The organism is Anaerobacillus sp. ABR4_321 (genome assembly GCF_056158505.1).
This window is the reverse complement of record NZ_JBSWTK010000001.1, coordinates 3,469,990-3,488,419: the sequence shown is the minus strand read 5'-3', so window position 1 is coordinate 3,488,419 and position 18,430 is coordinate 3,469,990. Positions and strand designations below refer to the sequence as shown.

Below are 18,430 nucleotides of genomic sequence, written 5' to 3'. Positions count from 1 at the left end.
TAATGAATCTGTAATAATAAAAATTGCATTAATGGAAGGAGAGGAAACCATTGAGTAAAACAACGAGTTCATTAAAACCACTATTCGAATCATTTACAAGTGAAAACCTAAACTTAGAAAACCGCACGGTGATGGCCCCGATGACGCGCGGCTTTTCTCCTGCTAACGTGCCTGGAGAGGATGTTGCAGCGTATTATCGTAGACGCGCGGAAAACGGTGTTGGTCTTATCGTGACAGAAGGAACTGGAATCAATCATCCTGCCTCTGTTTCTGGTGCGAGTATCCCTGTCTTTCACGGAGAAAAGGCACTGAGCGGCTGGGAAAATGTTGTGAAAGAAGTACACGAAGCAGGCGGAAAAATCGTGCCACAGCTTTGGCATGTTGGAATGACACGTAAAGCAGGCGACCTACCTAATGAGGAAGCACAGCCAGTTGGCCCATCTGGTCTTGATCTGTCAGGAGAAAAGGTGAACGAACCGCTGACTGAAAAAGAAGTAGAAGAATTAGTAGAAGCGTATGCGCAAGCTGCAGCTGACGCAAAGCGAATCGGCTTTGACGGCATCGAACTGCACGGCGCACATGGTTACTTGATCGACCAATTCTTCTGGGAAAGAACAAACAAGCGTACTGACCGTTACGGCGGTGACCTTGTTGGTAGAACGCGATTCGCAGCTGAGATCATCGAAGCGTGTCGACGTGCAGTTGGACCGGACTTCCCGATCATTTTCCGTTTCTCACAATGGAAGATGTTCAACTTTGATGCGAAGTTAGCGGAAACACCAGAAGAACTAGAGCGTTTCTTACAGCCGCTCGTTGAAGCTGGCGTAGATATCTTCCACTGCTCAACGCGTCGTTTCTGGGAGCCAGAGTTCGAAGGGTCTGATCTGAACCTTGCTGGATGGACGAAGAAGCTAACAGGTAAGCCTGTTATTTCCGTTGGTTCAGTTGGACTTGACGGTGAGTTCACGAGCTTTGAAGGTGCAAACACGACGAGCCTTGATGGCCTTGTTGATCGATTAGATCAAGATGAATTCGACCTTGTCGCAATCGGACGTTCTCTATTGATGGACCCTGAGTGGGTGAAGAAAGTTCGTGATGGAAGAGCGGATGATCTACTTCCATTCGATAAGGAAGCATTAAAGAAATTAACGTAAATATAAGGAAGCCGATCGTGCACGCTACGATCGGCTTTTTTTATAGAATAACAACGCCAGCGATGATGACGGCGATCGATAGAAACTTTCTTTTGTTTGCTTTTTCATTAAAAAGCAGGATGCCAGCAAGCGTGGTACCAGCGATGGATACACCTGACCAAACGGCGTAGGCGATTCCGACATCGATCGTTTGAACAGCGAGTGTGAGAAAATAGATACAGAAGCCAAACAAGAGGAACGACATCACGCTGGGGATGTGCTTTTTAAATCCTTTAGACAGTTTGACACTGATACTTCCTAACACTGAGCAGATAAGTGAGATGGTTAAAAACATCATGTCGGTTGTCCTCCTCTTTCAGCATGTTTACCTGGTGTGTTCAACCCAACGATACCGATCACGATGAGTGTGATGCCGATTAGTTTTGTAACGGTCGTTGCTTCGTCGAAGAGTGCGATTCCGATGACGGCGATCGTAACCGTTCCACCACCTGACCAAAGTGCATTGATGATCCCAAGATCGTGGTCTCTTGTTAGAATGATATAGAAGGTGAGTGCTAAGGCATAGCTCAGAAAAACGATGCCGCTATAACCCGTGTTCGTAAACCCGTCTGCAAATTTCATAAACGTTGCGCCGATCACTTCAAACAGAATCGCGACAATGAGAAGAACAGAATGTTTCATAATGAAGTCTCCTTTTGAGTGCGCTGGTTTTATACTTCTAGAATAACGGGTGTGAGTAGAAGTGTGGTAATACATAAAATGCATTAAATGATAACTTCAGGTTATGATAAAGTGTTAAGCAGAGTGATATTAAGAAATGAGTGTTCCGTTTAAATAATGTGAAGTTATGGAGGCCGTGGGGACATGCTACTGCATAAACTGAAGTATTTTATTGAAATTGCAGATAAAAGAAGTTTTACAAAGGCGGCCGAAGCGTGTTTTGTTTCGCAGCCGGCGCTTAGTAAACAGATGAAACTCCTTGAGGAGGAGCTAGGTTTTGCGCTGTTCAATCGTTCGATCAGAGGGGTGGAGCTAACGAGAAAAGGTAGGTCGCTCTATGAAGATCTCTCTCCATTGTTTTCAAAAATCGATCAAACTGTCCATCACTATAAGCAGTTTGATCATATCCGGTTTGGTTCTACGCCACTGTTAAGTTCGTACTTTTTACCGAGTTATTATAAAAAGCTACAATATACGAACCTGCACGTAACTGTTGTTCAGAATGACAGCCGTGATCTCGTTCCATTATTAAAAGCGCACGACATCGACGCTGCAATCGTTCAAGATACGCCCTCGATCGAAGGGATATATTCAACGTTATTGTTTCAAGAACCTTTCGTGGCAGCGATTCCGGTTTCTTACGCACTTTCTTCAAGAAACGAGGTAACGATGGAGGAGTGCTTTATTTATAAGCAGATCCTTCCCCCAGAAGGGAGCCTTTCAGAACAAGTTACGAACATGATGCAGGAAAAGGGCATTGAAATAGACGTGCTTGAAACCCACTACCTCGGCATGGTTGGACTTGTATCGATCGGGATCGGAATCGCTTATCTTCCAAAGATGATGGCTGATGCGATCGAACATAAAGGCGTTACGTTCGTACCTATAAAAAGCGGCGTTTTAGAAAGGAAGATGTACCTTCATGCGGTTTCTCCTTCTATATTAAAGCTTTTATCAGATACGATGCGCTAGAAAAAAGCTCCTCTCATGATGTTAAGAGGAGCTTATTGTAGATCCTGCGTTCCATATCCATCGACATCAACCTTAACGTCTACAGAAATGGGGACATCTCTAAACGTCTCGTTCCAGTTCTTTTTATGAGACTTGTAGAAGGCAGGTTCTTTGATCTTTACCCATTTAGATAAACCAAGAAAATCTAACTCATATTCGTTTTGAGCTGGTTCAATGACTTTTTGTATGGACCTTTCAATGTGGTTCTCCGCATCCTTTGTTATCTTATCATCCCAACCTTGCTTAAACACATCTCTTTCAATGTTCCAATCTTCTCCTAGACGGACAGTCGTCTTAACCATAACTCCTATCTTTAGCTTACCGTCTTCTACCTTAGGATGGATCTCTGTACCAGATTTAATAATTTCGAGAACAACATGGTCTTCTGAATTCTTTTCTTTTTGGTCAGTTAAGGACACTAAACCGCCTTTTACGGTGTCGGTAAGCCACTTGAGACCCTCCACTTGCTCACGGTTTAGCCAACCTGCAAGTTTGAAATCTTGATCTGAAATGACAGCTGCTCCTGATAATCGAATACGGTTTTGGTTGATTTCAATTTCAGGGATAACAAAGCTCACATCTTCTGAAATATAACTTGAAAGTTCGCTGAACTTGGTGTTCTCTAAAATCTCCAAACTTTTATCATTATTTTGTGTAAGTTCCTTAATTTGGACCGCAGGGAAAATTTCCTTTGTAGGCTCAACGCTCATGATATCTTCCACTTTTTCTTTCGTAACAAATACGGCGACTGTTCTTCGGAATTCATGATCTCGTAAAAAGAAGCTGATCAGTTTCCGAACAGATTCTTCTTCAATAAGTTTCTCTGAAAGAACAAGTGATTTTAAATGTGTAAAGTTTGGTGGACGATCGGTTTCAAGAGAATTTTCTCTTATGATTTCAAAAAACGATTCTCCTTCAAGGGTCAGGTTTTGAAATGGTTTTCCGGATGCCTGACTGCCTTGGGATCCTTGGATGTTATTCGGCACGACATACTGGTGTGTCATTGAAAATTTTTCATCCTCCCCAAAATCAAGTCCAACTCCAATGATCAAGCCAACATCTTCAATTTCATTACTATCCCAGCAGGCTGAAAGAAAGAGTAAACAAGCAATGGTAAACACCATCTTTCTTATCATCGTAAAGACCTCCTAATGGATGAAATGAGTAAGAGGATGAAAGGAATACCAATTAGTGACGCATAAGACAAATAGTTGATGTATGTTCCATACGAAAACAGTTCGGTTATTCCGTCTGGGAATATAGACAGAACAATGATAATAGAACCGATCAGGATGTTTAGGTAAATATTCTTATTGCAACGTAACGTTTTACATAAACCTAATAAAGCAGCGTAGTAATAGGCAACGACAGTCGTGAAGATGGTGATGATCCATCCGAACAGAAACAATAGCTCGAAGCGTTCAAAAAAGAACCCTTGAAATTCGATCGACTTTGCCATCTCGATGGTTGGAAACGTGGTCACCTTCAGTTCCTCGAGGCTCAGAATCCCAATATTCAAAATAAAAAAGAGAACGTAGATCGTACATACAGTACCAAGGCTTATTAACATGATAATCGACATCGATTTCCACCCCGATATTGACTTCCGATTCGATAGAACCATGATCAGTTCATATCCAACAAAAGAGAAGAATGTCGTTTTTGCACCTATGATGAGAGGAACAATGTCATTTACGAAAACTGGACGTAAGTTTGTAACTTCAATGTTCCGGACACTAAGGATGGTCAATAACAGGAACATCAGCAAAATGATAGGAAAATAAAGTTGCAAAAAAGCCATAATATTTGTGATTCCAGTTTGAACAAGGTAGACACATGCGACGATTAGAACGGAAATGACGACCAATCTAGGTGTTAAGTCAAGCAGATAATAATTTACGATTTCAGCCATCATTCTCATAATAAAAGCAGAAATGCAGATCGCGTACAAAACGAATATGATGTTGAATACACTCCCGAGAAGTCTACCTACGACGTTTGGTCCAATATCATAGATCGTCTGTTCAGGGTAGCGCTTGATGACAGAAAAAATCAACAGCCCATTCAGAAAAGCAATCGCAGCACCTAGTACAACACTGACCCACATATTCGGTTGATCGATAACATTAGCAGCTTCACGTGGTAACGTTACAATTCCGACACCGATGATCGTCGAGATGATGAACACAATGATGGGGAAGTTGGACAGTTGTTTGTCATTCATGTAGCTTCCCATCCTTTTTACCTAGTCTGAAAAACAAACGAATTACTGAGTCTTTGAGTTGTCTGAATCGAATTGGTGCAAAAGGTTCCATGTATGGAACGTTAAAGCTTCTGAGTGAAACCAGATGTGTTGAAAGAATAAATAGCGCGATTAGGATTCCATAGATGCCGAGTATCGCAGCAAAAAACAACAGGAAAAACCGAATCGAACGTAGTGCAAGGCTCAGCTGATAATTCGGTACAGTGAATGAACAGATCGCTGTAAATGAAATTACCATCACCATCATGGGGCTTACGATTCCTGCACTCACAGCCGTTTCACCAATAACGATCGCTCCGACGATACTCACCGTCGAGCCGATTGGCTTCGGAAGGCGTATACCAGCTTCTCGTAAAATTTCGATTGTAAGTTCCATCAAAAACGCTTCAATTACCGATGGAAACGGCACGCCCTCTCTTGTTTTTGATAAAGAGATGGCGAGGTCCGTTGGAATGAGACCGTGATGAAAGGAAATGAGCGAAATATAAACAGCAGGCAAGACGAACGAGATGATTGCAGCAAAATAAGTAAGGATTCGTGTAAGAGAAGCCGGAATCCATTTGAAATAATAGTCATCAGGGGTTTGAAGCAGCATGTTTAGTGTGGTAGGTGCAATGAGTGCTGTAGGCGAACCATCTGTCAAAATGGTAATTTTCCCTTCCATCAAAGCGTTTGTTACTTTAAGAGGGAACTGCGTATTCGTTAATTCTGGGAATGCTGAGAACTTGCTTTTCCCAATCGCTTGCTCGAGCAATCCAGCGTCTCCTAAGTATTCTGCCTCAACGGATTGAATTCGCTCTCTAGCTTCTGTTATTAACTCTTCCGAGGCTTTCCCTTTTATATAAGCTAATTCAACATACGTTTTGACTTCCGTCCCTACAGCAAACCGTTCAAAAACTAAATCATTCGAATGAAGGTGCATCCGAATCAGTGATTTGTTATCTTGAATCGATTCAACAAACCCATCACGTGGTCCACTGATCGTTGGTTCATTAACGGGTTCATTCGTTTTACGTTTTACGAAATTACACGTTTCAATCGCATAGACGACTTCTGTTTCTCCTTTTGCTATGATGATCGTAAAGCCATCCATCAAGTAGGTGTTGATCTTATCGTAGTTCTTTACAACTTCCATCGATTCTACTGGTAATTTGCCAGTGATCGAAAATGGGGTAATGGGTTCATTTTCTTGTGCTAGAAACAGAAGTGGCGCTATGATCAGTTTTTGAATCGTTTTTCGATTGGTGATATCTGCGATAAACAAAATTGTGATCTCGATCTCTGGCACTTCAAAAGACTTGCAGTGGAGATCACTGCTATGATGAAAATCGTCCATGATTCGTTCTTTAATGCTTTTGCTTTCTTTTGAAGAATCTTGTTGTTTGTTTGAATGTCGTCTTATTTTCATGTCAGAATCACTCCGAACATAAGCTATCTGTTAGTATTCACAGACTAAGGTATTCTATCCAATGTAGCTTCGCGTTTTTATTTGTAGAAAGAATTAATGAGGGAGAGATCTTCAGTGAGGTTATTTCATGTTAGCGAAGAAAGTGACATAGAAGTGTTTGAACCAAGAATTCCAACACGTAAGGATCTTGATCAAACAAAAGGGCTCGTGTGGGCGGTTGAAGAGAGGTGCTTACCGAATTTCTTAACACCGCGAGATTGCCCGAGGGTTTGTTATCACGTTGGAAGGGAGACGACCGACAACGATAAACAGCTTTACCTTTCACCACAGCAGCATCATCATGTGGTCGTCATCGAACAAAAGTGGCTAGAAGCCATGATGAACACGACGTTAGTTTTGTATGAATTTGCCCCGACGTCTTTTCAAAGTTTCGATGAGAACGCTGGGTACTACATAAGTGAGGAAGCGCAAATACCGATTGCTAAACACAAGATCGATGATTTGTTTCAAGAACTGTTTTCGTACGGCGTTGAACTTCGGATCACACATGACTTATGGGAGATGCATGATGCGATTCAACAAACGACGTTTCATTGGTCGATGTGCAGGATGAGAAACGCATTGCCGAGGGGGTAAGGCTGCGTTAGGTTTGTTTGCGTTAAGGGTAGAGTATGAGTAAAATCTCGGCAAAGGAGATGGACCATGCTAACATGCCCTTATTGTGGAAACAAAGCGATGTCGTGGAAAAGAAAACTGGTGACGAGCCCTATGATGAAGGAAAGGTGTCGCTCGTAAGGGTGTGGACGAGGCTAGTGAGCTTTAATTGCTTACGTCAAGATGGCGATTACTCGTACGATTAAAGAGAAGTCTTCTAACTGCAAGTAAGAGGTTTTTTTCCCTTATAAAGGTAAATTTTTTTAAAAAAGTGTGACGAACCTCGCAAAATCCGACAAAAAGAGCACATTTGTCGCGTTTGGTTATTTATTTCTTTACCCTTTTAAGGTTATACTTGTTCTTTAGAAGAAGGACACAACACCCCTTTTTTATAGAGAGGATTGTATCACCATGCTTGATTATAAATACTACAAATGTAACGACAAAAATAATGAAACGATCGTTTTGCTACACGGTCTTGGAGGTAACTATGGTATCTTTAGTAAACAGATCGCAACGTTTAAAAAACAGTTTCATGTATTAGCGATCAATTTACCTGGACATGGAAAATCACCTGGGACTTCAACTTATGATAAACCATTTACCAGTGACTTAGTTGTCGATAAACTTTTGCATACTCTAGATGAACTTAAAATAGATAAGGCTCACGTGGTAGGAATTTCACTAGGATCTGTAGTTGCTCATCACATGCTACAACGTGCGCCAGAGAAAGTGAAAAGTGCAGTACTTGGAGGGGCTATTACACGGTTCACCCCACTCGCAACTTTTCTCTTATTGGCTGGCACTGCGGTGAAACGGTTTGTGCCTTATATGTGGTTGTACAAGCTGTTTGCTTACATCATGATGCCAAAAGCAAATCATGCAACAGCAAGAAAAGTGTTCATTAGAGAAGCTGTTAAAATGAATCGTCAAGATTTTTTAGCGTGGTATAATTTAGCGTTTACCGTGAAAGAAACGTATGCGGATGTGCAAAAGAAAGGAAAGAACGTCCCGAAGCTATACATTTCTGGAGAAGAAGACCACCTTTTTGTAGAACCATTGCTAGAAGACACGAAGAGCGACAAACTCGCCCGTCATTTGGTATTAGAAGAATGTGGCCATGTATGTAACGTTGAAAAGCCAAAAGAGTTCAATGCTGCTTCGTTAGAATTTTTTAACAAGCATCGTTCGAAGCATGAGCCCGTTTCATCTGCGCTTTAAGCGTTTGAATAGTAGGAGAGAGACTCGTCGATGACGAGTCTCTTTTACGTTGTAATTCTGAGATTGTGGTGAACATTCTATTATAGACGTCTAGTATGTTTTCTTGAGACATTTCCTGATTATAGAGACCGTAACCCCAATGGAGATGACCATCTTCTTGAGCATAATAACCTACCGCATATTCTGAATTACTTAGACTTGGAGCACTTTCGTAAGTTGAATCCGCATTCCAGAAAGCGTAGGGTATTTTTTCTGATCCTATGAAAAAGAAAGGAAGGTCCGTTGTTTTGTATAGTTCGGCATATTCCCTTTCCGCAGCCTTTTGTAAGTGCTTTTTCATAATGAATACCGCGTCAAAATCGAATGGGTCGATCTCCTTTAAACCTTCGAAATCCATCGGAACGAATGTGATCGACCGCTCTTCTTTTATCGTTGGTTCCGTTCCAACAACAGCGATGGTTAACGGTGGTCCGTCATAACTTTCAAATTTTGTTTTACCGCTATCGTTCGCTTGACACGAGGCTACTACCAGAATTGAAAGACATAGTAGTAAAAAACGTTTCAATCCTATTCCTCCCTTGCAATCGACTTCTACTATTCTACCATAGTATATTGCCATCATATGGAAGGGAGGTATACTAATAGAGTAAGCTTTTTCAACGAGGAGGAACGTTTTTGGAAGTATGGGATGACCAAAGAGGAAGCATGTATAAAGTAAAACCTATGACTGAACGTACAATAAATAGGTATGAGAAGAAAATAAACCGTACATTGCCAGAGAGTTATAAGGAGCTCGTGCTGAAGCAGAATGGTGGATACATCAAGCAAAATGCAGTGAAAATTGCTGATGAAACCTATCTAGCAATAGACCATATCTATGGTATCGGTCGTCCTGGTTTACTCGATAGTCCAGACCTCATTAAAGAGTGGGGACTTAAAGACAACATCATCCTTTTCAGTGGAGAGGGGAACGATTGGTTTGCCTTTGATTATTCCACTGAGTCGCCTGCGATCATCTACATCGAAGGAGAAAGCAATGAAGTGATAAAGGTGGCTTCTAGTTTTGATGAATTTCTGACGAAGCTGAGTGTCGGTTTTCCCGAAGGTGATGAGGAACTTTCGTGGACAAGAGAAGAAGCTGAGGTGATCTTCTCAAGTAAGGACGAATCTCTTATTCAAGAGGTCCTCTTTTATATGCAGCATGCAGGTGATCTCGATTGGGTTGTGACGAAACTTTCGCAGCTCAGCAAGCATTCGAGTTTACTCGTGAGAGAAGCGGTGGTCAGTGTGCTTGAAACGAGTATGGATGAATATATCCATGAGTTACCTGAAGCTTCATTTAATCATATAAACAAAGCTGTGAGCAATCTAACAAACGATGATAATGAAGAGATTCGAAGGATGATAGAGGAGTTAAAAGAGGAGCATCCGTTTTTAAGATAAGACGGTTCAAAGAGAAGGAGGTCGGATCATGTATGACGCTAGCCAGCACCTTCATATAGGCTATTACGAAGACGGCTATGATTATGAAGTGATCGCTTATAAAAGGGAGAAAGAAGCTGTATGGGATGTCTTTGTAGAGGAGTATGATCCAAAGCTGTATCGATCTGTGAGTAAGGTGGGGAATTGGGTATCTGTTAAAGGTCACGGGTTGCACATCTTTTCAATCTCAGACAACGACCTCTCATATGAACATGGGGCTCGTTTGTTTAAGTGTTTTCTTATTGATAACGGTATTGTTTAAGCGGTTAGTACTTTCAATGGTCGAGCACTGCCATTTTGATGGAACAACGTTAAACGAATGTATTTGGATATAAAAAGCTGAACGATTTTATCCGTTCAGCTTTCGTCATTATTGAAGCGTTCCCTGATCAGAGACAGGAGTATAGCTTTGCAGCATGAGGTTCATATCCTGGCCTGAAAGTTGTGGAACTTGGTAGTAGCTATGCTTGTTCTGATAAAGAAAGATTTCATAGCTTAATTCGATCAGGTTCGGCACACTGTCACTGACAACTCGACGTAATACGGGGTTCGTCATTTCAAGTGCAGTCATTGTAAATAAGGACGCTAACGACTTCGTGTGACCTAACATATAAGCTGACAATCCTTGATCAGATAAGTCACGGACTGACTGATTTGGTTTCTTAGGTGGGCTAGGCTTGATCCCATACACAACCTCATTCGACTGTTGCATCGTATAGTTTCCTGTAGGGTTCACTGGATCTTGTCCGGTTTGAAAACTTTGGACGATTGAATTGTACATAGTCGTGATGAAGTTCGTTTGATGATGTAGAATTCCTTTTAATTCAGGATCTTGTATATGCTGGTCATACATCTGATACTGATCGAGCAAATTGATCATGCTTGATATGATTTCATGGGCGTCGTACAACTCGTGACCGCCATGATTAGTATGTGCTGTTTCCCCTGTGTCTGGCGGAGGTTGTTGGACGTTTGGCATATTCATTTGATTTTGTTGATGATTCATCTTCTTCCCTCCTATGTTATTCATCTGTTGTATTATCTCTAAAGGAACCCGTCATATGTATGGCGTGATTAAAAATTACGCGATCACTCACACCAAACCGAACTTTCCGTGTTACCATAAATGGCAGTTGTCACTGCATAGAAGAATAGTGATCTAAGTGATTGAAGATGGGGGATAGAAGGTTGGGAATCAATGACATCATTGTCTATATCGTTATCGGCTTTTTATGTATAGGTGCGATCGATAAAGTAATGGGAAATCGATGGGGGTTTGGTGAAAAGTTTACAGAGGGATTTATGACGATGGGGTCGTTAACCCTTGCGATGGTGGGAATCATTTCATTGGCTCCTGTTCTAGCAAGTATCTTGACCCCAATTGTAGCTCCCATTTATGGGTTGGTTGGAGCAGACCCTGCTTCATTTGCGAATACCTTGTTAGCTCTTGATATGGGAGGGTACTCGCTAGCAACAGAGATGGCAGAAAGCAAGGATGCTGAACTTTTTGCATGGGTATTTTTAGGAACGATGATGGGGCCGACGTTAGCATTTACGATTCCCGTAGCATTAAGCATTATTACAAAAGAAGATCATCCGTATTTCGCTAAAGGGATATTAGTAGGCTTAATCACTGTTCCTATTGGCTGCTTAGTAGGTGGAATCGTTGCAGGTTTGGATCTTCTCGTTATTGTAGCGAACTTGATACCTACGATCATTTTGTCTGTTCTTATTTCAATCGGATTATTTAAATATACGAATAAGATGATCGCTGGATTCGCTGTGTTTGCGAAAGGCATACAGGTAGTAGCGATCATCGGGCTAGCTGCGATCAGTGTTGAAACGTTTACGGGTTTCGTTATGATTCCGAATATGACACCACTGATTGAAGCTATTGAAATTGTGGCCAAGATCGCTGTCTTTCTTGCGGGTGCATTTCCGCTAGTCACATTTATCTCATTCATCTTAAAAAAACCACTGAATAAAATAGGGAAATCGATGGGGATAAACGACGTATCAACTGCCGCGATGATCGCAAGCTTGGCACATAATATCCCAATGTTATCGTTACTTAAAGAGATGAACCCAAGAGGAAAAGTTATGAACGTCGCATTCGCTGTAAGTGGGGCGTTCGTATTGGGAAGCCATTTAGGGTTTGTAGCAGGAGTGAATAAGGAAATCGTTTTTGCCATGATCGTTGGAAAATTGGTCGGTGGAATGAGTGCCGTCGTGTTAGCTGTTTTTGTAACTAGAAAAGAGGTCTAGCTTGTAATTTTTGAATATGCCACAGCAGCAGGGGATCAAATTAGATTCTTACAGGAATCTTGATCATCGGTGTTTTCGTCTGTGGGATGTTCGGTGTGTATGATTTCAAAAAAGCGAGAACGATGACGAAATGATTTTCAGAGAAACTTCCCCTGAAATTGATGAATTTAACAAAAAATATACCAGTAATCTCCTATTTCGAGTTTTATTCAATGTATGTGTGGGAATTGCTTCTGAACATGAAAGCAATCACATCGATTAAAGGAGAAGAAAATGCATTATTTTGGTATATGGTTCGTGGTGTTAGCAGCGATGTTATGGGGAATTTCTGGTGGTCTTGCAGGAATTCTCATGGAGAAAGACTGGGATCCTCTTGTTATCTCGTTTTATCGAGGAGCAGTTGGACTTGTGTGTCTTTCCATTTGGCTTTTATTCAAACCAAAGCTTAAGGGCGAGGTGAACAAGAGAAAAACCTTCCTCTGGTCGATTTTAGCGGGAATTGGAGTAGCAGGAAACTTTAGCTTCTATTTTCTAAGTATTTCGCAGTCTGGCGTGGCGGTTGCGTCCACGCTAATGTATACAGCGCCACTGTTTGTTTTTATCATTTCCTTTTTCTTGCACCTTGAGCGTGCGACAACATTCAAGGTGGTTTCGATCTTTGTCGTAATGATTGGCATTATGCTATTAACGAATGTCTTTGAAGTAGGACTCGGAAGCTTAAATCTAATCGGAATCATAAGTGGATTACTATCTGGTCTTTCATATGCGCTTTTCATATTTGGTTTTAAGTTTGCGACGGAACATGGCCATCCGCCGTTTGTATTAACAGTAGCATTCGCTGCGTTTACCGCCTTGATGCTGACAATCATCGATCTAGACGAAACGGTATCTGTGCTTCGTTCAGATGATCTTGTTTGGTTTATTACGCTAGGAATCATCGGAGCGGGGATCTCGTTCTTCGCTTACTTAGAAGGATTGAAGAAAACGAAGGCGTCTCTTGCGGCTGTGATCGCCATGGTGGAACCTGTGACAGCTTCCTTGTTCGGTGTGCTGATCTTAGGTGAAGTGCTTAATGGTATTCAAGTTGTTGGGATCGTGATCATATTAGTCACCATCACATTGTTAAGTAAAAAGCAGAGCTAGGTTTATAAAATAGTAGAGGAAGAAGCAGTTCGTTTATGGAGCGTATCGCATAGTCCATATTTGAACTGCTTTTTTGTTAGTTTAGCAGGAATATAAAGGAAGTGTTTATCTTCAATCTACTATTAGATGTGCTAAAATATGGTAATATATAAATGGCTAATTATTGGAACGCTTTAGTCAGGGAGTGTAAGAGGGTATCATTTTAGGATTATTCAATATTAATGATAGGAAAGCACATTTTACAGGGAAGAGGAATGTAAATGGCGGTATTTCTAAAAAGAAAAGATAAAACATTTTCACTGAGAGATTTGCATTTCTATCTGTTGTACTTGTTGTTAGCAGGTGTATTCTTCTATTATTTTGTATTTATGTCTCCTAAAAACTCAGTGGAGTTGTACGAGACCATTTCATTCTCAGAGGATTATGAGGCAGTACAAAGTCTTGTTTTAAAAGGGTATGAAGCCAATTTCAAAGAAGAGGATTTTATTTCATTACAAAAACTAGGCCCAACTATGAACAGAGTTAGTCAAGTTACTCTATTGGAATATGAAAACAGAACATTTTTAGTCATGACTTCCCCAGGTACAGAACAATTAAAAGTGCTTGCAGTTGAAGAGTTGCCTGAAGAGATTAGAAGTTACTTCCTTGGGCTGGATCCATCAAGCAGGTAAAAAACAAACCATTGATTTAGGGGGAAGATATGACAAAAGATAAAATGAGCAAGTTAATCGTTATCTCGGTGTATCCACTTTTTCTATCTTTTTTAATCTATGACATAAAAAGCATCGAATTATGGGGTTACATAGGGATAACCATGGCAATTTTTCTAATGATATTTTATTTAGTAGAAATAAGAATGTATTATCCAAGAGTTTCTTTTGCAGTAGGCGCGGTCATTTGGACAGTGTTATGTTCGTTTTTGTTTAGTGACACATTCATAAGCATAGGGTTATCTATCATTTTATTAGGTAGTGTAGGAGTATTTATCCTTTTATATAAAAGAAATTAAATTAACTCAATAGCGCAGGAACCGTTCATTCACTCAGATTAGTTCTACGTAGTTAGAAACAGGGAAAAGGGGGGATCCTTTGAATCAACTATTTCTTGTTCTTTTCATAATTGGAACGTTACTTGTAATTCTTGCTTGGTATCGGGGGCGTGGAGAAGGTAACAAACAATATACGTGGCTTAGTTATCTTTCGTTAGGGGTTCCAGTAATCATAATCCTTCTGGTGTACATCATACCTAAAGGTTCAATGGTAACAATCTATCTAACACCTTTTGGTACTCTCATTGCATTTATTCTTATAGGGATTGCACTATTTAAAAGAAATGAAAAAAACCTTCTGGCTGCAATTGGCTTATTTCTATCATTACTATTGCTTGGAATCATAATCATCTTTGGAATATTTATCATAACGCCACTTCAACCTTAATGTATACATGCTAGAACAGCTCATAGGTAATTTCCTGTATAAAATAGTTCGATTTTGAATTTATGGATAATATTAGTTTAGTAAATTGTGATTAGTACGATTGCTCTACCGGTTTTCCTACATATTTTAGCAAATAGGTATTAAATCCGTGAAGAACGTGTTAGGGTGTATGACAAGAGAATGGCTCCTCTTCTCCAAACATAAATGGAAAGAAAGGAGCATACTGATTGATGCTAGTTAGTAGATATAGCATGATTTTCTATCAGACTAGAACTGCAATTGACCGTTTGCAGCGAGAATCAACAGAAAAAATCAAGATTGGAACGTTGTCTGTTATTACAGGTTTCTCGGAAGAATCCATTCTTGAATCTCTAGAATTTGGAAATATTCCTGCAAACCACTCTGCAGAATTACAATCAAAGATAGCCTCTTCTTAATGTCATGATGGAAGAAGAGGAGGGTTCTCTTGTAAGAATCGAATAACGACTTCTATTGATCTTATACTAACGGTGAGTATAGGATGTTTTTTTTGTTTTTTTATAGACTAATAGCGATGATCAGGAGATTTCCTGCTTAACATTCAGTGTGATGGAAGTTGATTGAGAAGGAATGAGCTTATATCAGCGAAATTTTGCTTTTATCGGCGAATTTGGAGAAGATATCAGCGAAATTTTCAATATATCAGCGAAAGTCAGCCATTTATCGGCGAAACGGTGATTATATCAGCGAAACCGTTAGAAAAGAGCTTGGGACCGAATCCCAAGCTCTTTTCGTTTAACTACGCATTCCGCTTTAATCATTCCCTAGCTGTTCCCTTGAGCGATCTCCTCGCGAGTGGAAGTTTTATTGCCCTCAAGAAAATCCAGCGTCACAAGTGCAAGTGTTTTCGCCGCGATCAGCATCGCTCTCTCATCAAAGTTAAACTTCGGATGGTGGTGAGGGTAGGCGTTCGCTTCGTCTTCCACCATCGCTCCAGTAAAGAAGAACGTGCCAGGGACGTGCTCTAAGTAATAGGAGAAATCTTCTCCGCCCATCTGTTCTTTATATTCTCTGATCGTAGTCGCTTCTTCGACTTGAGTCGCGACGTTTGCCAGCTGAAGCGTTTCTTTCGCGTGATTTATCGTTGCAGGGTATCCGTCGACATAATTGAGCGTATAATCAGCATCCGCTGCAAGACACGTCCCTTTAATGATGCGCTCCAATTCTTCCTTAATCATTTGCTGAACTTCCTTCTTGAACGTGCGTACCGTTCCTTTCAGAACGACTTTATCTGCAATAACATTGAAGGCATTCGTTGCATCGAATGAGCCGATCGATACGACAGCTTGATCGAGTGGATCCACGCGTCTTGAGACGAGCTGTTGGAGGTTGACGACAACTTGAGAGGCGATCACGATGGAATCCTTCGTTAGGTGCGGCTGAGCGCCATGACCTCCTTTTCCTTGAATGACCAATTCGAAGCGGTCTGCTGCAGCCGTTAACGGACCTTCTTTGTATAGAATTTCTCCTAGTTTTTCAGTAGCCCATAGGTGCGTACCATAGATTACGTCGACACCCTCCAAACAGCCATCCTCAATCATAGCGATCGCCCCACCCGGCTGCATTTCTTCCGCATGCTGGTGGATAAATACGACGCGACCTTCTAATTCGTCCTTGATGCTATTCAATGCTTTCGCTACTCCTAAAAGGGTTGCGGTATGACCATCATGACCACAGGCGTGCATGACTCCGTCCACTTTTGATTTATAATCCACATCGTTTTGTTCTTGAATCGGAAGGGCGTCGAAGTCAGCTCTCAACCCAACCGTTTTACCGGGCTTTGCGCCATTAAGAATCGCGACAACTCCTCGTCCACCAACCTGTTCTCGGACTTCATGTCCAAGATTCCGGTGGTATTCTGCAATGAACTTCGGGGTTTCAACTTCTTCAAAGGATAGTTCAGGGTTCATATGAAGGTGACGCCTTACTTCCACCATTTCGTCGTAAAGGTTTTCGAGTACAGCTTTAATTTTCATCATGCAAAACTCCTTTTCAATTAGTTAAGTCTTATATAAGCATCTGGGCCAATTGGTAGCCCTAGAAGATACCACACGGTGAAAAGTAGGATCCAGAAGACCATGAATGCTAGCGAGTAAGGCAGTAACGCTGAAATTAACGTTCCAACACCCATCTTCGGATCGTATTTTTTCGCAAAGGTTAAAATGATCGCAAAATATGCAAGCATCGGCGTGATCATGTTCGTGATCGAGTCTCCAATGCGGTAAGCGAGCTGTGTAAATTCTGGGCTGAATCCTAAGATCATGAGCATCGGAACAAATACAGGCCCGAGGATTGCCCATTTTGCGGATGAACTTGCGACGAGTAGATTGATTAATGCTGAAAGTAAGATAAAGCCAATCAGAAGTGGTAACCCGACTAGTCCAATATTTTGTAACCACTCAGCGCCTTTGATCGAGAGGATGGCTCCAAGGTTACTCCATGCAAAGTATGTGATCATTTGCGCGGCGATGAACGTAAGGACGATGTAGTATCCCATTCCAGACATCGCTTTTGTAAGGTGACTAGCGACATCTTTATCTGACTTGATCGTCTTCGCTCCGATTCCATACGCTAACGCCGGAAGGAAGAAGAATAAGAACATGATGGCAACGAGTGAACTCATGAAAGGAGAGTCCATGATAGCACCAGTCTCCTGGTTCCTTAAGATCCCGTTTTCAGGGATAATCGTTAGGGCGATGAGTATGGAGAAGACAGCAACAGTGATCGTTGCAAAACGCAGGCCTTTTTTCTCTGCACGAGAAAGTTCTGTTTTCTGGTCATCCATGACGGTTGAAACTGGTAGTGCTCCTAATCTTGGTTCAACAACTTTGTTTGTAATCCAAACCGTAATCGGTAATAAAACGAACGTGGATGCAAAGACGAAGTAGAAGTTCATCGCTGGATTCGCTTTATAAGATGGATCGATGATCTGAGCACTTGATTCAGTAAACCCTGCTAAGAGAACATCGAGGGAGGTGATAATCAAGTTAGCACTGAACCCTCCAGCAACTGCCGCGTATGCAGCGACGAGTCCTACGATAGGGTTCTTACCGAGAGTGTAGTAAATCAAGGCTGCGATCGGAGGAAGTACGATTACTGCAGCGTCTGCAGCAGCGTTTCCAAGAATCGCGATCAAGACGATCGTAGGTAGTATCAATTTCTGAGGTGCGGCAAAGACGATTCTTCTCATGAAGCTCGATACGAGTCCTGTTGATTCTGCTAGACCGACACCTAGCATGACGACGAGCACTAAACCGAGTGGTGGGAAGGAGACGAAGTTATTAACCATTTCTGTCATGATTCTCCGAATGCCATCTCCGTTCAGGAGATTAACAGCATCGAGCCGTTCATTCGTTGCAGGATTGATCGCACTGACTCCTAATGTCGAAGCGATCCAAGACGAAATGAGGATGATGGCTGTAATGATGGCAAAAAGCGTGAGAACATCTGGAAACTTATTGCCTCCTCGTTCGATCAGATCTAAAAACTTTTGAGTTACTGTTTTCTTTTTTGTACTTACGTTTCCCTTCTCAGGCGAAGGATTAGGTAGCGCCATCGTGTTGTCCCCTTCCGTTTTAATTTTCTGAATTTTTATTATCATAAAGAAAATCTGTCCCTCTTAAAAGGGGCAGAT

Annotated in this window: 21 protein-coding genes; 12 read left to right on the top strand and 9 right to left on the bottom strand. The window is 41.4% G+C overall.

Features of this window, described 5'->3' with window-relative positions:
- Positions 1–50 precede the first annotated feature (50 nt).
- Positions 51–1,154, top strand: a complete 1,104-nt coding sequence (locus tag ACXADT_RS18310; RefSeq protein ID WP_474832257.1) for an NADH:flavin oxidoreductase — start codon at positions 51–53, stop codon at positions 1,152–1,154.
- 40 nt (positions 1,155–1,194) lie between these two features.
- Here the strand turns inward: ACXADT_RS18310 and ACXADT_RS18305 are convergent, their stop codons facing one another.
- Entirely contained in the window at positions 1,195–1,491 is a 297-nt protein-coding gene (locus ACXADT_RS18305; protein ID WP_270181252.1) for a DMT family transporter, read from the bottom strand.
- Positions 1,488–1,835, bottom strand: coding sequence for a DMT family transporter (locus ACXADT_RS18300; RefSeq protein ID WP_474832256.1), 348 nt, complete (start codon positions 1,833–1,835; stop codon positions 1,488–1,490). The genes ACXADT_RS18305 and ACXADT_RS18300 overlap by 4 nt, the downstream gene beginning before the upstream one ends.
- A 183-nt stretch (positions 1,836–2,018) precedes the next feature.
- Between ACXADT_RS18300 and ACXADT_RS18295 the strand changes: the two genes are divergently transcribed.
- The gene (locus ACXADT_RS18295; protein WP_474832255.1) at positions 2,019–2,846 is read left to right on the top strand and encodes a LysR family transcriptional regulator; all 828 of its coding nucleotides are present in this window, start codon (positions 2,019–2,021) and stop codon (positions 2,844–2,846) included.
- 32 nt (positions 2,847–2,878) lie between these two features.
- Here the strand turns inward: ACXADT_RS18295 and ACXADT_RS18290 are convergent, their stop codons facing one another.
- The 3 genes from ACXADT_RS18290 to ACXADT_RS18280 are packed head-to-tail and all read right to left on the bottom strand — an operon-like array spanning position 2,879 to position 6,556.
- Positions 2,879–4,021, bottom strand: coding sequence for a Ger(x)C family spore germination protein (locus ACXADT_RS18290; protein ID WP_474832254.1), 1,143 nt, complete (start codon positions 4,019–4,021; stop codon positions 2,879–2,881).
- On the bottom strand, positions 4,018–5,109 hold the full coding sequence (locus ACXADT_RS18285; RefSeq protein ID WP_474832253.1) for a GerAB/ArcD/ProY family transporter: 1,092 nt from the start codon (positions 5,107–5,109) through the stop codon (positions 4,018–4,020). Before ACXADT_RS18285 ends, ACXADT_RS18290 begins: the two co-directional genes overlap by 4 nt.
- Entirely contained in the window at positions 5,102–6,556 is a 1,455-nt protein-coding gene (locus ACXADT_RS18280; RefSeq protein ID WP_474832252.1) for a spore germination protein, read from the bottom strand. Before ACXADT_RS18280 ends, ACXADT_RS18285 begins: the two co-directional genes overlap by 8 nt.
- A gap of 114 nt (positions 6,557–6,670) precedes the next feature.
- Here ACXADT_RS18280 and ACXADT_RS18275 point away from each other — a divergent pair, with 114 nt between their 5' ends.
- The 3 genes from ACXADT_RS18275 to ACXADT_RS18265 all read left to right on the top strand — a co-directional run bounded on the left by ACXADT_RS18275 (position 6,671) and on the right by ACXADT_RS18265 (position 8,431).
- Positions 6,671–7,192, top strand: a complete 522-nt coding sequence (locus tag ACXADT_RS18275) for a DUF6886 family protein (RefSeq protein ID WP_474812911.1) — start codon at positions 6,671–6,673, stop codon at positions 7,190–7,192.
- Between the two features lie 35 nt (positions 7,193–7,227).
- Positions 7,228–7,416 (top strand): hypothetical protein, encoded by a 189-nt coding sequence (locus ACXADT_RS18270; protein WP_474832251.1) that lies wholly within the window; start codon positions 7,228–7,230, stop codon positions 7,414–7,416.
- Positions 7,417–7,621: 205 nt separating this feature from the next.
- Positions 7,622–8,431, top strand: coding sequence for an alpha/beta fold hydrolase (locus ACXADT_RS18265; protein WP_270181259.1), 810 nt, complete (start codon positions 7,622–7,624; stop codon positions 8,429–8,431).
- Here ACXADT_RS18265 and ACXADT_RS18260 read toward each other — a convergent pair.
- On the bottom strand, positions 8,385–8,996 hold the full coding sequence (locus ACXADT_RS18260; protein WP_474832250.1) for a hypothetical protein: 612 nt from the start codon (positions 8,994–8,996) through the stop codon (positions 8,385–8,387). The genes ACXADT_RS18265 and ACXADT_RS18260 overlap by 47 nt on opposite strands.
- A 110-nt stretch (positions 8,997–9,106) precedes the next feature.
- On the opposite strand from ACXADT_RS18260, the gene ACXADT_RS18255 reads away from it, so the two are divergent.
- Positions 9,107–9,874, top strand: coding sequence for an SMI1/KNR4 family protein (locus tag ACXADT_RS18255; RefSeq protein ID WP_474812907.1), 768 nt, complete (start codon positions 9,107–9,109; stop codon positions 9,872–9,874).
- 28 nt (positions 9,875–9,902) lie between these two features.
- A complete protein-coding gene (locus ACXADT_RS18250; RefSeq protein WP_474812905.1) occupies positions 9,903–10,175 on the top strand; it encodes a DUF3986 family protein in 273 nt (90 codons plus the stop codon).
- 108 nt (positions 10,176–10,283) lie between these two features.
- On the opposite strand, the gene ACXADT_RS18245 is transcribed toward ACXADT_RS18250, so the two are convergent.
- Positions 10,284–10,919, bottom strand: coding sequence for a spore coat protein (locus tag ACXADT_RS18245; protein WP_474812904.1), 636 nt, complete (start codon positions 10,917–10,919; stop codon positions 10,284–10,286).
- Between the two features lie 182 nt (positions 10,920–11,101).
- Here ACXADT_RS18245 and eutH point away from each other — a divergent pair, with 182 nt between their 5' ends.
- The 5 genes from eutH (at position 11,102) to ACXADT_RS18220 (ending at position 15,194) form a co-directional block, all read left to right on the top strand.
- Positions 11,102–12,178: an ethanolamine utilization protein EutH gene (gene eutH, locus ACXADT_RS18240; protein WP_474832249.1), complete on the top strand. Its 1,077-nt coding sequence runs from the start codon at positions 11,102–11,104 to the stop codon at positions 12,176–12,178.
- A 273-nt stretch (positions 12,179–12,451) separates the two neighbouring features.
- A complete protein-coding gene (locus tag ACXADT_RS18235) occupies positions 12,452–13,321 on the top strand; it encodes a DMT family transporter (RefSeq protein ID WP_474832248.1) in 870 nt (289 codons plus the stop codon).
- A gap of 260 nt (positions 13,322–13,581) precedes the next feature.
- Positions 13,582–13,992 (top strand): hypothetical protein, encoded by a 411-nt coding sequence (locus ACXADT_RS18230; RefSeq protein WP_474832247.1) that lies wholly within the window; start codon positions 13,582–13,584, stop codon positions 13,990–13,992.
- A gap of 417 nt (positions 13,993–14,409) precedes the next feature.
- Complete coding sequence (locus tag ACXADT_RS18225) at positions 14,410–14,757, top strand: hypothetical protein (protein ID WP_474832246.1); 348 nt, start codon at positions 14,410–14,412, stop codon at positions 14,755–14,757.
- Between the two features lie 230 nt (positions 14,758–14,987).
- The gene (locus tag ACXADT_RS18220; protein WP_270181268.1) at positions 14,988–15,194 is read left to right on the top strand and encodes a hypothetical protein; all 207 of its coding nucleotides are present in this window, start codon (positions 14,988–14,990) and stop codon (positions 15,192–15,194) included.
- 366 nt (positions 15,195–15,560) lie between these two features.
- Here the strand turns inward: ACXADT_RS18220 and ACXADT_RS18215 are convergent, their stop codons facing one another.
- On the bottom strand, positions 15,561–16,775 hold the full coding sequence (locus tag ACXADT_RS18215) for a M20 metallopeptidase family protein (protein WP_270181269.1): 1,215 nt from the start codon (positions 16,773–16,775) through the stop codon (positions 15,561–15,563).
- 17 nt (positions 16,776–16,792) lie between these two features.
- Complete coding sequence (locus ACXADT_RS18210; protein ID WP_474812889.1) at positions 16,793–18,352, bottom strand: AbgT family transporter; 1,560 nt, start codon at positions 18,350–18,352, stop codon at positions 16,793–16,795.
- Positions 18,353–18,430 lie beyond the last annotated feature (78 nt).

Excerpts from the sequence above, each read along its gene's own strand:
- ACXADT_RS18295 (WP_474832255.1), top strand. The coding sequence starts at position 2,019 with ATGCTACTGCATAAACTGAAGTATTTTATTGAAATTGCAGATAAAAGA.
- ACXADT_RS18305 (WP_270181252.1), bottom strand. The coding sequence starts at position 1,491 with ATGATGTTTTTAACCATCTCACTTATCTGCTCAGTGTTAGGAAGTATC.
- ACXADT_RS18210 (WP_474812889.1), bottom strand. The coding sequence starts at position 18,352 with ATGGCGCTACCTAATCCTTCGCCTGAGAAGGGAAACGTAAGTACAAAA.
- ACXADT_RS18290 (WP_474832254.1), bottom strand. The coding sequence starts at position 4,021 with ATGATAAGAAAGATGGTGTTTACCATTGCTTGTTTACTCTTTCTTTCA.
- ACXADT_RS18235 (WP_474832248.1), top strand. The coding sequence starts at position 12,452 with ATGCATTATTTTGGTATATGGTTCGTGGTGTTAGCAGCGATGTTATGG.
- ACXADT_RS18215 (WP_270181269.1), bottom strand. The coding sequence starts at position 16,775 with ATGATGAAAATTAAAGCTGTACTCGAAAACCTTTACGACGAAATGGTG.
- ACXADT_RS18285 (WP_474832253.1), bottom strand. The coding sequence starts at position 5,109 with ATGAATGACAAACAACTGTCCAACTTCCCCATCATTGTGTTCATCATC.
- ACXADT_RS18230 (WP_474832247.1), top strand. The coding sequence starts at position 13,582 with ATGGCGGTATTTCTAAAAAGAAAAGATAAAACATTTTCACTGAGAGAT.
- ACXADT_RS18245 (WP_474812904.1), bottom strand. The coding sequence starts at position 10,919 with ATGAATCATCAACAAAATCAAATGAATATGCCAAACGTCCAACAACCT.
- ACXADT_RS18265 (WP_270181259.1), top strand. The coding sequence starts at position 7,622 with ATGCTTGATTATAAATACTACAAATGTAACGACAAAAATAATGAAACG.
- ACXADT_RS18280 (WP_474832252.1), bottom strand. The coding sequence starts at position 6,556 with ATGAAAATAAGACGACATTCAAACAAACAACAAGATTCTTCAAAAGAA.
- ACXADT_RS18270 (WP_474832251.1), top strand. The coding sequence starts at position 7,228 with ATGAGTAAAATCTCGGCAAAGGAGATGGACCATGCTAACATGCCCTTA.
- ACXADT_RS18250 (WP_474812905.1), top strand. The coding sequence starts at position 9,903 with ATGTATGACGCTAGCCAGCACCTTCATATAGGCTATTACGAAGACGGC.
- ACXADT_RS18220 (WP_270181268.1), top strand. The coding sequence starts at position 14,988 with ATGCTAGTTAGTAGATATAGCATGATTTTCTATCAGACTAGAACTGCA.
- ACXADT_RS18300 (WP_474832256.1), bottom strand. The coding sequence starts at position 1,835 with ATGAAACATTCTGTTCTTCTCATTGTCGCGATTCTGTTTGAAGTGATC.